This is a genomic window from Salinibacter grassmerensis (assembly GCF_947077765.1).
In the GTDB taxonomy this organism is placed as follows: domain Bacteria; phylum Bacteroidota; class Rhodothermia; order Rhodothermales; family Salinibacteraceae; genus Salinibacter; species Salinibacter grassmerensis.
Map to the genome: position 1 here is coordinate 21,280 of NZ_CAMTTF010000012.1, position 12,685 is coordinate 33,964.

Sequence of the window (12,685 nt, forward strand, 5' to 3'; positions counted from 1 at the left end):
GGGTTGGCTCGGTCGAGGTGCCATCGGGTGGAATGAAATCCTAGATTGAACCGCGAAGCTTGCAATATGACCCCAGGGGCAGTCCGCAGGTCGCACGAACGAGGCGAATACACGAGTCTCGACGGGTAGCTGTATAGGCTGCTCGAAGAGGCTCGAAAAGGGCAGAGTGTGCCCGCATGCGGGGTTATGATAGTGCTGAAATACCCACCCCAGGGTCACCTCAAAACGAAACTTCTAACGTTTTTTCAAAGTGGCAAGTGCGCTCTAGCACAGTGCTCCTCACGCCTGAGCTCGCGGACGACGGCACTGCGATATGTGGAGTGTCAGTAGCTGCAAACTTACTTGGAACTTCCAAATGCTTTCTCTGTCTTATCTTATTCCGAATTATTGTGCTCTAAGTGAGCTCAATATTTTTGCATGTAGCCCACTAGGCACTAGGCGCTTCGAATCAATTTTAAAAAGTTTACGATAGATTGTTGTGGCAACTCAGACCACCAATAATTCTTTGTCTGGCGTATCTACATTCAGTATACCGGATGACGCGATCGACCACCGGGTACCTGGAAGCGACAAGGAGGTCGAGATGAGCATCATTGAGATCACTCCATCGATGGCCCAAGAGTGGCTTAAAAAGAACACGAGCAACCGCAAGGTGCGGGAGGACCGCGTCGACCGCTACGCCGAGCAAATGCGGGACGGAGAATGGATGGTCAGCCCGGACGCGATTGCCTTCGCGCACACGGGAAAATTGATCAACGGCCAGCACCGCCTGAAGGCCATCACGCAGCTAGGTAAAGGCGAGAGCGTCCAGTGCATGGTCGCGTTCAACCTCGACCCTGCCGCCTTCAAGATCGCCGATGTCGGCGTCAAACGGACTGGAGCGGACGTGCTCCGCATCGAGGGCTTCAAGCGGCCCGAGGAGCTGGCTGCAGTCTGCCGCTTGCTTGCCTTGTGGCAGCAGGATCGCTTGGAGGAGCTCAACCAGTACGAGAACGTCCGCAACTCGGTGATCGTGGACATTGCCACAGCTTGCCGCAACTACAGCGACGGGCCAAACAGCAGGCTCGTGGAAGCGATTAAGAAGGCCGGCTCGGACAAGAGCGCCTTGAAGAACAAGATGCCCAGAAGCCTGATGGCATTCGCGTACTTCGCGTACAAGCCCACCTTCCCCACGCGGGCGGAATACTTCTTCAATGGCTTCCTCGGCCGCGGAGAGTACCCGGCCGAGAGCTGGAAGAAGACCTTCGACGATGAGGACATGAAGAACCCGATCTCCGCGCTGTCGGACAAGATGCGCAACAACTACGATCAGCTGGAGCGGAAGGCGAAGCTCGCGCTTCTGATCAAGGCAATGAATAAGTACTGCCTCCACAAGCCGATGAAGCAGCTGCGGTGGAGAAGCAATGAAAGCATGCCGGAGATGGCGGCGGAGATGGTGCCGGAGCTGAAGGGATAGCGGGGTTACGGGACGGGACAGCAAATTCTCTGTCCATTCTAAATACTGGCGTGTCTTCCCTGAAGAACCTACGAGAGGTAGGCCGCCCGAGCGCGCCAACACAAGCGCTGCGCCACGTGGCCGCCTGATGCAGAAATCTGGGTGGGTGGACGGTGAGAGAGGCACCCCCACACCCCATATCCGGAAGGAGAGCCCGGTGATTTCATCCCCGAGGAGGGCTAAGGAAGCGGCTGGGTGACCTCGCTGTCGCCACGGGCCTCAACGTCCACGTCAAGGTCGCTCTGTATCTCTGTCTCTTCAGGACCCTGGTACTCGGCGTGGAGCTAGCGGACATGCCGCCCTTCCTCCTCTTCCGTGCGTCGCTTCTCGTTCGAGTCTACGAGACGCTGGAGGATCATTTCTTCAGGCGATTCTGGCTCCCACCCGTACGCCTCGGCCACGGCGGCATCGAGTTCGTCGTGTGTCTCAGCCAGGACACGAAAGAGAGTCCGCCCGGCCTACGAAGCCGAAGCGGGTAGGCTGTCCCTGCGTCTGCAGGGCATACGTGCCATCCAACTTCCTGAACGCCTCCATATAGGGCCTATCTTCGCGTGTGCGGAGCATACTGGTACGCCGTGCCTCGCTTGTGAAAGAAGTCGGGCCTATCCCCGCGTATGCAGGGTATGTTCTTCCTCGCCGCCTCTCGGCACGTTCTGAAAGGGCCTATCCTCGCGTGTGCGGGGCATACAAGATCTCTTTGATGTTATCCGGCATATAGTAGGGTCTATCTCCGCATATGCGGAGCATAGATGTCGGCAGTAATCTCTCGCTGAATCGCCATGGGTCTATCCCCGCGTGTGCAGGGCATGCTCACCGTTGACCTTCGTAGTCATTTGGTACCAGGGTCTATCCCCTCGTTTGTGGGGTATACTCGGCGGTGATTTCACCACCTTCATCCACGAAGGGTCCATCCCCGCGTGTGCGGGGCATACTCGAGCACGACGGAAGGCCCCAACCGCATTGGGGGTCTATCCCCGCGTGTGCGGGGCATACCCTGCTACAGATTGTCAGTGCAGGTGACTCGGTGTCATGCTGGTCGGACTAAGATCATTCCGAAACCAAACGACTTCTGTTTTCCAATTCCCGACGAGACCAGGCTCGTCCACTTGTCTTGGTCTGTGATCTCGATTTGGGCACTGATTTCAGCGACCGGAACCGTGAGGCGCTGCAGCGCGGAGCTTCCCGACGTGTGGTCACGCCTGCGTACCTGCTTCAAGTCGAAAGACTGAAGACTGGCTAGCAGGTTGTCTTCTCCGGACTGGACGCGGGCTCCGCCCCGGATGTCGAACTGCCGGGCCAGCCAGGGCACGTACACCTCTTCCCTACCGATGCCGGTGTCCTCCCGCTGGTACACCTCTGACAAGTACGCGTCCATCACCTGCCCTTCCCTCCAGCTGACGCGCTCTCCGTCGGCGTTGGTTCCGGTGCCGGAAGACGCTTTCTGCACCTGTGGGCAGGCGCGGGTGTGCATTTCCAGAGCGGTTCCCTCGGAAATCTCAGGCATCGGTTTCGAGCGGATGTCCACAAGCGCGTCGAACGCAAGCGGAGACGCATGCAGCTGAGCGGCCGCGCGCAGGTCTTCAGCGGGCTTGCCCGTGTACCCGAACACCGTCAGCATATCGCCGTCGTCCTGCCGGAGCCAGAAAGGCTTCGGGGCGTCGTCTCCGAAGACCTCAGTCAGGCCAACGTGCAGGCGGTACCCCGTGTCGGCCGTTGCGATGGGAAGGCGGTGATCACGAATCAGTTTAGCAAGGGTGTGAGCGTCAAGTCGAACGTCTGTTAGATACATGAAGGTTTGTTTCCGCGTGTGCGGAAGAGAGAGTAGGTCGTGAACGAAAACGAAGAGCTCACCCCCGCGTGTGCGGGACATACTTCATGTCCCCGAGGGTCTGCACCTTGACGGTGGGTCTATCCCTGCGTATGCAAGGCATACAGAAGCTGGAGAGCATCTCGCGTGTGTTCGTTAGGTCTATCCCGGCGTGTGCGGGGCATGCTTCGTCGGCACGTAGGTACAGTCGTTAACGTTGGGTCTATCCCCGCGTGTGCGGGGCATATCGCAGCGCGAACGTCGGGCGCGGAATTTCGGTGGGTCTATCCCTGCGTGTGCGGGGCATATGAGACGAGGAGAATCCGCCTATAGAACGCGTCGGGTTTATCCCCACGTACGTGGGGCATACTACTTCTTCTCGTGCTCTTTTTTAGCAAACCAGGGTCTGTCCCCGCGTATGCGGGGCATACCCTGCTACAGGTTTTTACCCTTCCTGATAGCCTGCCGCAGAAAGCCGGAGCTGGGCGACTCGCCGCTGGCCCGAATGGATCTGCTGGGACCAGTCTCTCTTGTCGGTCACCGTAAACGACCGCGCTGTCGGCGCCAGTTCGGCTGGGCACCAGACGCTCGGCCGGTCGACGACCTCGCCGGAAAACGTCTCCGGGACGCGGAGGGCGCCCAGAACGTCCTCTGCCTCAACGGTTCCACGCCAGATCCGCGCGGACGGGATGCAGCACTTCCGGCCCAGGAAAAGCGGCCGCTCGGGCCGGATCATAGCCTTCCGGATGGCCTCCTCGCCTAAGAGCGTTGAGCGGACCGCAACGGTGTATGAAGCGTCCATCAGGTAGTCCTTGTACGTCTGCTCCGTCTCGGTCTTGTTGTCTCCGTCCCGGAACTCCGGCTCGCCTCTGGTCGTCCAGCCGACCGTTTTCGTTTTTGATGAGGCATACATTTTCGGCTGGCCCAGGTCCGTCGTTTGGTACTCTTGCAGCACCTCCCCGGGCTGGTCGGCCCGGGCCGCGTACGTGAGGCTCGCCTGCAGCTTCTGGTGGCGCTCCGCTTCGGACTGGTCGTAGCCCAGGCCGTTTGCGATGAGCCCACAAATCATGGATTGCGGCGGGAACCGCCGGGTGGGAATCTTGGCTCCGGTTGTCGGAGCCCCAAACCCCATCAGCGGCGCCTTGAATCGAAGGATTGAGACCGTCATAGAATTGAGGCCGTCACTAGGCCAGGTGAGTTGTGGTCCAGTTGGCAAGATCAGGGATGGAGCCTACGTCTCGGGCCACGCCTTCGGCACTGAGGTCGACGCGGCTCGCGTAGGCGCGGTCTGCGGTGGCGTCCTCCCCAAGCAGGCGGTCGCAGCCTCGGACCTCGTCGACCAGTGCTTGCGAGGCGGCATGCCCGACGTCTTTCGCCTCGATGGGCGGCACGAAGGCCTCGCTCATCTGAGCGAGCTGGCGCCTATCGCCGGCCTCGACCAGCGCGAGGGTCGGAAGGGCGTACGGAGCCGTAGGGCCTCTCTTCGCGCCGATGGAGGCGTAGCAGATGGTCTTGCAAAACGCCTCGAGCAGCGCCTTCGTGAGCCCCAGGTCCTGCTCTTTCCACTCCGAGCGGCCGCATCCTTCGAGGTTTGCGGTCAAAAGCGGGACGTCGACCGCGACGTAGAGGTAGTACAGCCCGGACGTCAGCTGCTTGGTATCGTTGTGAGACGCTCCACTTCCTCCGGCAAGCTGGTCGACGGCCGTGAAGAAGTCGTCCTCCCGCTGCTGCTTTCCGACGGTGTGGGCGTGGGCCACGTGCACCGCGGCGTTGACCCGGGCCAGCACGTCGGAGGTGACCATTCGGCCGTGCATGGCGCCGTCTAGACCGATGTCTTTGCCCATGGCCTTGAGGTTGTTTTTGACGTCTCCCTCGAGGTCTTTGAGCTTCAAGTCTTCCACGTCCTCTCGGCTTTCGTTTTCCTGGAGGACCTGCTCGGCCACGGTGGCCAGGTAACTGACCTCCTGTGGACCTACAACCTTCGGGGCATTTGTGCAGAGGACAGAGAGGGGCTCATCGTTGCTTCCAAGCGCCGAGCCGCTGACTTCCTGCGGGTCCTCTTCCATTTGCTCGAGCACGGCACTGAAGCTCTCGTCGTCGCTGTCCGGCAGGTCCCCGAGGCCATCGTCGTCGAAGACAGCGTCCTTGAGCTTCGTTGCAATGACCACGGAGAGCTCCGGGTCGTAGTCCTCCGCGAGCTCGGCGGCGAGGTGCCAGTAAAATGTCTCCCGGGAGCGGATGGACATCGGGCCTAAGTTTTGGATTGCGTCCTGGCCGTCGTAGTTGCGCCAGTGGTACTTTTGGGCTTGCGAGGACACCCGGGTGCGGGTCGTCCCTCCAAGCTGAAGCTTCTTCGGAAACCCGCGGTCGTCCCGGTTGAGAAGCGTGCCGGGATACGACGTGAGGAGGTGATACTCGATGAAAGGTTTACTCATAGGTATAATAGGTTCGTGCAATGTCGATGCGTGCTCGCTCGTCGTCGTATCCCTCCTCCTCGCTTAGAAGAAGGTAGCGAGCGTCTCGCCAGTCTGCTTTTTGAGATGCGGATTCCAGGAGGCTGCCAATCCCTCTGAGCTGCTGGTCAATCTCCTTTCCCTCTGCGCTGAGTAGCCGGTCGACGCGGTACTCGTTGACGTCCGCTTTGGCCAAGGCCCGGCCGAGCGGAACGTCCTTGTAACCGGCCTGCGCAATCAGCTGAATGATCAGCTGCCATTTCTCGTACCAGCGCGTTTTATCTTCGCGGCTGAGGCTGGGCTCCTCACGGCCGATGGCAGCAAGCATTCGCCAGAACGGCTCTTTCATCTCTCCGCGGCGGAGCGAGGCCTGCTCCCCATTTCCAAGTTTCTGGTACAACGAGTCGAGAGTTGATTCCCACGTGCTTGATTGACGTGCAGTCATAGCGATCAGCTTAGGTCAACCCAAGTGAGGAAGATGTGAGCGAAGGCCCCATTTGTATTCGTAGTCGGCTTCTCCGAGGCGCTTCCATTTCGAGGACTCCTCGCCGGCCCTGGGCATGTTTTGGCGAGAGCGCCGGTACGCCTCATCCGCGATGCCACCGACAGCGCGGCTCCAGTACTCTCGGAGCTCTTCTTCTTCGGTAGTGCCCGCCTCAAACAGCCGGTCAAAGAAGCGGTCGTCGACCTTTTCATGAAAGTAGTTCGCAGCCGGAGACTTGTTAGATTTCCCGTCACCAGTTTCTATCTCCGTCCCAAGGATATCATCGACGGCACTGAGAAGTCCGTCCAGGTTGCGGGCGATCTCTATCCGGCGCTGAGCCTCATCCGCGACTGGTGTATTCGGGCCGAAGGGATGGCCCGTGCTCTCCGTCGAGAACGGAATGACTCGCCGGCAGAGCCGGGGAGTTTTCCCCTGGCCTCGCAGTACCGCAGTAAGCAAAACATTTCCCTCAGAAGCGTCCTTCCGAAACGAAAACGGCCGCGTGTACTCTGCCGTGAAGAGCAGTTCGTAAAGCTCGCGGTACTCGAAGTGAGATTGGTTGGGCCGCAGAGGCTCGGAGCCGTCAAGTGGAGTCCAGCAGTCGCCCGTGCGCTGATTGTCGTCTGCAGGCACAATCTTCGTCCCGCCGGTGGTGTCTCCCCAAAGCCCATGGCCGGAGAGCCATCGGTATGTCCGAGGACAGTCGAGAAAAAGTGGGTGCTGGTCTTGAACCGGCAGCCGCTCGTCTGCGCCGTGTGTCCACGTGAGAGGAGAGTCCTCGCGGCTGTACTCAAACGCGAGATTCTCGTCTAAGTCCTCGGCGCGCCCTGCGAGAAATTCCGCCTCCTCCATCACCCAACCCCAACCGGCTGACTTCCTGAGCGCCACCATCGGCCTGGGGTTGAAGCCACCTCCCGTTTTAATCGTGCCGTAGTTGCCGCCCCCCTGGTAGTTTGTGGTCATTTGGACGTTCGTCAACGAGTAGGCAAGGTGGTCGGGCCTCGGGTCGCGGTTCCGAAAGGCTTTGTTGTCGTGGCTTTTTTGAATGAAAGGAACGTCGTCTTTGAAATGGTCTTTCGATGTGCCGCTTTCGATAAACTCCTCGGTGGTTTCGTATTCGGTGGGCGGCTGCATGAAAGCTGCCTGGCCAACGTCGTCGCTGGTGAGGTCCCAGGCGCTCTCGCCGGCCTCCCCGACCGAGGAGAGGCAATCTCGCCACTCTTCAGGGCGGCTCGGAGAGCGCTTCTCCAGCACAATCGCGGCGGTCTGCATCAGGAACGTTGCCCACCCTTGCCACTGATGCGCCTGAAGGCGCGTAAAGCTCTTTAGCTCCCCGTCCTGCAGCAGGCTAAAAGCCTCCGGCAGACTGACTTTTCTCCTGCTAGCCCGGTCTCTTTCATCAGACTGGGCTCCTTTGTCAGGCTGGTCTCCTTCGCCAGACTGAACCTGGACGGCAAAAACAGGGTCGCGGAGCAAATTCAGGTGCAAGCTCATCGGTGAATGCCTTTTTGAGCGTACTTAAACCGTTTGCCATCGAATTGAAACCGAAACTCCTCCCCTCTCTGCGTGGCCTCGCTGGCCACTGGGCTGTTGAAACTAATCTGCTCTGGATCGTCGAAGAGATACGGCGAAAGAGAGACCATCTTTGTGCTTTGTCCCAGCGGCGTAGTCACTCTGCGAGGAAGCTCGACTTCGATGGACTCCAGTCCTGTGCGGGTACGGATCCGGCGATCGGGAAATATGTTGCTGCCATTTCCTTCGTCAAAGGAATAAGACTTTTCGAAGTCGATAACGTTGTCGCCGGCGCGTTGTGTCAAAGCCCGCACCGACCTCCGGACGCTGTCTCCGTGGGCCTTCCATTTTTCATCTATCGCTTCGACTTCCTCCAGCCGCGTCGGGTGGGTGGCCTCTTCGATAAGCCGGCGGTTGTGTTCTGGAATCGTGATCGCCGAGCGGGACCGGAGCGACTGCCACGTTTTTTCGATCACCCGCAGGTCCTGGTAGACGGTCCCGAGGCCCGGGCCTGCGTAGGCCGACCCGTCCTCATCGATCCGGGCGGTAAGGTCACGCGCGCTTGGGGTGGCCACCAGGCACTGCGCTTCGCCGTAGCCGGGAGGCCGTTTCCGGTCGCGGTCGTGCTCGTGCCGGTGGAGCCGCCCAATCCGCTGCAGAAGCACGTCTATCGGGCAGAGGTCGGTGATTAGGTAGTCTGCGTCGATATCCAGGCTCTGTTCGACCGTTTGGGTCGCCACGCAGACCCGCCCTTCAGCCGGGCGCGACTTGTTGAACACCTCTTCGATTCTGTTGTCCATGACGCGCCTGTCAGCGGCGCAGAACCTGCTGTGGTGCGGCACGGGCACGCCTCCGGCCCTGAAGCTCACGCTTTTGTCGAGGGCGTCGTACGTCTTCTGCGCCTGCTTGACGCTGTTGCGAATGACGAGCACCTTCGCTCCGCTCTCGGCGGCAGACTCGGCCCGCCGGGCAATAGCATCTGGCCGCCGGATCCATCCCTTTTCTTCGATGGAGACTTGCTTGTCGACGTCTGCCTCAAAGCTTGGTTCAGCAGGCTCGTCGGGAGAATCCGCAAGAGGCGTGATGCGCGGGTAGTCTTCCCCGACTGCCGCCTCGAAGCTTGGCTCCTCCTCGCCTGTGTACCGGGCCCGCGCGGCCGAGCCGAGCGTCGCAGACATCAGGACGGCGTGGCCTCCGGCCTCGAGGTGCGCCTCCAGCACCTGGCCGAGAAGCTCGGTCATGTAGGCATCGGAGGCATGGACCTCGTCTACGACCAACAGGCTTCTTGAGAGCCCGGCCCTGCGCATATGAGCATGGCGGTTTTTGAGCACGGCCAGCAGGGCCTGGTCGACCGTGCCGACCGCCACTGCAGACGAGGTGTACAGCTTCGACCGCTCAGAGGCCCACCCCTCCGCGCCGATGTCCTCCGCCCAGTCGACCTTCCAGCGCCCGCTGGACTCCCCTTCGATATCGTCTATTCGGAGGTGGCCCGGCGCCGCCAAGCTCACTCGAGGCGGGTCCTCAAACGTCCGCTCTACAATGCGTACCAAGCGGTCCTGAAGCTCTTTTGAGGCGGAGCGAGTTGGCACCGCAAAGTACAAGCTGTCTACGAGCCCCTTGCTGAGCAGCTGGGCAAACCGGGCGTACTGGCCTTCCGTTTTGCCCGACCCGGTTGGGCTCTCCAACACAAGAAGCGAGCCTTCCTCCTCGGCAGAGAACTTTTTCATCGCGCTCTGCACGCCGTAGGGGCCGTAGTCCCCCTCGAGGATGTCTTCGAACGAGGTCGACACGTCGCTGGATGAAAAGAGCCCCACTTCCTCAAGGGCGTGCTCGGCCCGCTCGCGGGCCACCTCACGGGCCAGAGAAGGCACGGTCAGGTCCCGAGGCGTCTCCCAAGGATGCCAACTCCTAAACGGAAAGAACCGCTCGTCCGACGCGATCCAGTCGGCAAGCGTGAGAATCCCGATGAACAAATGCTGCGCCCTCTTGCCGGAGATGGGATCGGCATCGCCTTCGGCCTTAGGGTACCAGCCGCTGGCCCACCCGGCAACCTCGCGCACCTTCTCTTTGCTGGAAGGCGTCCACTTGCCTGCAATTCCCGTCGGGTCGTCCGGAGTGGGCTCTCCGTGGTGCCCCCAAGTGGCCAACGTCCACTCCCAATCGTTTTCAAACCACTGGTGGATCGTCTGCCCGTACCGCAGGTGTTCGGCTAATTCCCCGGCAGACTGCACCATCACGGCTTGGTGGCCGTCTTCGCGGCGCTGGAACCCCGGGTAGGCTTTTCCGGCGTCGTGGTATACGGCAAGAGCGCAGAGCCGGTGCAACGCGGCCCCCGACAGGTCTCTGCCGAGCAGTAGCCCCAGGCGCTGGCCAAGCTGCGTCCTTCTTAGAAGCAACTCAAATACGGCCGCAACGTCCGCCGAGTGGGCAACCAGCGGATGCCAGGACTCGCGGTCGTCGCCAATCTTGGCCCAGAAGTGCTGACTCGGGTCGTAACCGGTCATGCAGGATCAGCCGTGCAGGATCAAGCGGACGGTTCAGGAAATGCAAGCTAACCGCCCGCCTGCTTGTTTTCATCTCCCCCGACTCCGGATCTCTTTGTTTTGACATATCTTTGTTTTGAGAAGTGTCAAACAGCGTTCCCGCCGCGGACCTGTCGCGGATGGCCCTCCTGGGAATGACCTCTTGCCTCCCATCTCTGGGAGGACAGGCGCGTGACTGGGTAGCATCCCGAGGAGATTTGCTTGTGGTTTTCGCCCTTGCCCGTCACTTTGCGGGCTGGATCTGCCCCGCATGATAATTTCCCGCATGATAATTTGTAGCAGGGTATGCTCCGCACACGCGAAGATAGACCCTATCTCACGCAGATGGGCGACCCTGTCGAGAGGTATGCTCTGCACACGCGGGGATAGACCTCACGCTTGCTGCGCCTGTGGGCTCATGGACGAGTATGCTCCGCACACGCGGGGATAGACCCTACGCGGACATCCACCGAGGCTACCCGACCAAGTATGCCCCGCATACGTGGGGATAGACCTTTGACAAACCTATGGAATGAAATCGAGACAGAGCATGCCCTGCACACGCAGGAATAGACCCACATTTTACCCGACCGACGGGCAAAGCAATCCGTGTGCCCCGCACACGCGGGAATAGGCCTGATTGAGCTTCTGCTTGGCACCTCACTGGTATATATACCCCGCAAACGCGGGGATAAACATTTCCCAGCAGCGCAAGCGGCTCCAACGTTAGCGTATTCCTCCTGTGCGTGAGGGTCTCAAAAACGCTGCGCATTCTGTTCCAGAGGTGAAAACCTATGATCGAAAAGACAAGGGCACGAGTCCACAGTGCTCTTCCATTACGCCAATTGGCTTTTCATCGAAAACACGGGTTGGTAAAGAAAGGGCCGGGTTCACCAGACAGGTCACGCTCTTCCCTCTGACCACGACCTCACACCTCAACGATTTGAGACGACGCACATCCGCTATGAAACGATGATACTGGCGGAATAACCCGTTCCCTACTACGATAGCCTCAACCTATCAAATCTCATTGTTCAAGTCCTAAGGGAGCGCAAACCGCCAGAGTAGCGTGGTAGACCACCTCGAAAAATTGCACGCATCGGACTGGGAAAGCTCTGCTGGAGAAAGCAAGAGACGAAGCGAATTCGTGAATGCGTTACGCAATTCCACTATTTGTTAGAAGTGACGCTTGAGGCCGCGCATGCGTTACGCAAAGAGAGAGAAGCGTAACAATCGGGCCTGGCAAGAGTTTTCGGGCAACACCTGTCTCTGACCCGTTTCTACTCCCCTTCTGGACCGATGGCTCGCCCCGACAAGCTTCCGAAGATCCTCACTGAGGCCGAGACGTCCTCGCTCTTAGGTCAGCCCAACCAGCGCTACTTTGGCCCCTGTCGAGATTACCTCTACATGCGCCTCATGCTCAAGGCCGGCCTGCGTGCGTCGGAAGCGACGGCACTGCGGCCCGAGCATATTGATCTCATGAGCGGGAAACTGACGGTCCGGGAAGGCAAAGGCGCGAAGGACCGGACGCTCTGGGTTGGGGAGGACCTCCTGGAGGAGCTCCAAGAATGGACGGAGCGGCGCGCAGACGAAGCCAAAGAAGCAGGCGCTGAGGGCTCAGGGTTTCTCCTCCCGACCCGCAAGGGCACGGAAGTGGCCACATCCCATCTTCGCCGCTCAGTGAAACGGTATGCCCGCAAGGCCGAGATCGAAGAGGTCGGGCGCGTGTCTCCGCATACCTTGAGGCATACCTTTGCCACGCGGCTCTACCGGGAAACTGGAAACATCCGGCTCGTGCAGAAGGCACTCGGGCACTCCGACTTGTCTACGACGATGATCTACACCCACGTCGTCGACGAGGAACTAGAGGGCGCGATGAAGGGCCTGTAGCGAGTGTCTGGGTTGCTGTCTGCCCTCACCTTGGACTTGGTGCTCCCGCAGAGCAGGAGCCTCACGGCCGACTAGGCGGCTCGGAGAAGGGCGTCTTCTCGACCTCATCGGACGGGCTGCTCTCGGCGGTTTCCTCGCCCTCTTCGGCGACGGCGGTCACGACGTAGTAGTACGTCGTCCCGTTTTCGGCGCTATCGTCGGTGTACTCCGCTGAGCCGATGCCGGTGTCAAGCGGGCTGCCAGAGGCGTCTACCCCGGAGGAGGTGGCCCGGTAGACGCGGTAGGTATCTGCTTCATCGGCTGCATTCCAGCCCAAGCCGACCGCTCCGTCCTGGGATGTAGCGCTCAGTCCCGACGGCGTAGCGGGAGGCGCTGGCCCATTCCCGCCATTGGAGCCGCCTCCGCTGCAGGCGGGAAGCGTTAAGGCAAGGATCACCGTAAGGAGAAGTACGGGAAGACGACCTGCATCAGTCCTGCTCTCAAGAAGCAACCAGCCGGATGGTGAAGTCATAGTCTGTGAGA

At 60.1% G+C, this 12,685-nt stretch carries 10 protein-coding genes; 3 read left to right on the top strand and 7 right to left on the bottom strand.

Annotated elements, in window-relative coordinates; genetic code table 11:
• Positions 1–478 precede the first annotated feature (478 nt).
• Together OJB03_RS15380 and OJB03_RS15385 are read left to right on the top strand one after the other, a co-directional pair.
• Complete coding sequence (locus OJB03_RS15380; RefSeq protein WP_263788957.1) at positions 479–1,456, top strand: ParB N-terminal domain-containing protein; 978 nt, start codon at positions 479–481, stop codon at positions 1,454–1,456.
• Between the two features lie 317 nt (positions 1,457–1,773).
• Positions 1,774–1,974: a hypothetical protein gene (locus tag OJB03_RS15385; protein ID WP_263788958.1), complete on the top strand. Its 201-nt coding sequence runs from the start codon at positions 1,774–1,776 to the stop codon at positions 1,972–1,974.
• A 548-nt stretch (positions 1,975–2,522) separates the two neighbouring features.
• Here the strand turns inward: OJB03_RS15385 and OJB03_RS15390 are convergent.
• From OJB03_RS15390 to cas3, 6 genes are all read right to left on the bottom strand, one after another.
• Complete coding sequence (locus OJB03_RS15390) at positions 2,523–3,284, bottom strand: type I-E CRISPR-associated protein Cas6/Cse3/CasE (RefSeq protein ID WP_263788959.1); 762 nt, start codon at positions 3,282–3,284, stop codon at positions 2,523–2,525.
• A gap of 463 nt (positions 3,285–3,747) precedes the next feature.
• Entirely contained in the window at positions 3,748–4,470 is a 723-nt protein-coding gene (gene cas5e, locus OJB03_RS15395) for a type I-E CRISPR-associated protein Cas5/CasD (protein ID WP_263788960.1), read from the bottom strand.
• A gap of 16 nt (positions 4,471–4,486) precedes the next feature.
• Positions 4,487–5,737 carry a type I-E CRISPR-associated protein Cas7/Cse4/CasC gene (locus OJB03_RS15400; protein WP_263788961.1) on the bottom strand — a complete coding sequence of 417 codons (1,251 nt, stop codon included), beginning with the start codon at positions 5,735–5,737 and terminating at the stop codon, positions 4,487–4,489.
• Positions 5,730–6,200, bottom strand: coding sequence for a type I-E CRISPR-associated protein Cse2/CasB (gene casB, locus OJB03_RS15405; protein ID WP_263788962.1), 471 nt, complete (start codon positions 6,198–6,200; stop codon positions 5,730–5,732). The genes OJB03_RS15400 and casB overlap by 8 nt, the downstream gene beginning before the upstream one ends.
• Positions 6,201–6,215: 15 nt before the next feature.
• Positions 6,216–7,511, bottom strand: coding sequence for a hypothetical protein (locus tag OJB03_RS15410; RefSeq protein WP_263788963.1), 1,296 nt, complete (start codon positions 7,509–7,511; stop codon positions 6,216–6,218).
• A gap of 218 nt (positions 7,512–7,729) precedes the next feature.
• Positions 7,730–10,255 carry a CRISPR-associated helicase Cas3' gene (gene cas3, locus OJB03_RS15415; RefSeq protein WP_263788964.1) on the bottom strand — a complete coding sequence of 842 codons (2,526 nt, stop codon included), beginning with the start codon at positions 10,253–10,255 and terminating at the stop codon, positions 7,730–7,732.
• A gap of 1,317 nt (positions 10,256–11,572) precedes the next feature.
• Here cas3 and OJB03_RS15420 point away from each other — a divergent pair.
• Positions 11,573–12,163 carry a tyrosine-type recombinase/integrase gene (locus tag OJB03_RS15420; protein ID WP_263788965.1) on the top strand — a complete coding sequence of 197 codons (591 nt, stop codon included), beginning with the start codon at positions 11,573–11,575 and terminating at the stop codon, positions 12,161–12,163.
• Between the two features lie 61 nt (positions 12,164–12,224).
• Here OJB03_RS15420 and OJB03_RS15425 read toward each other — a convergent pair.
• Positions 12,225–12,685, bottom strand: a 461-nt coding sequence (locus OJB03_RS15425) for a SaeA-related protein (RefSeq protein WP_279323347.1), incomplete at its 5' end; no start/stop codon positions are given.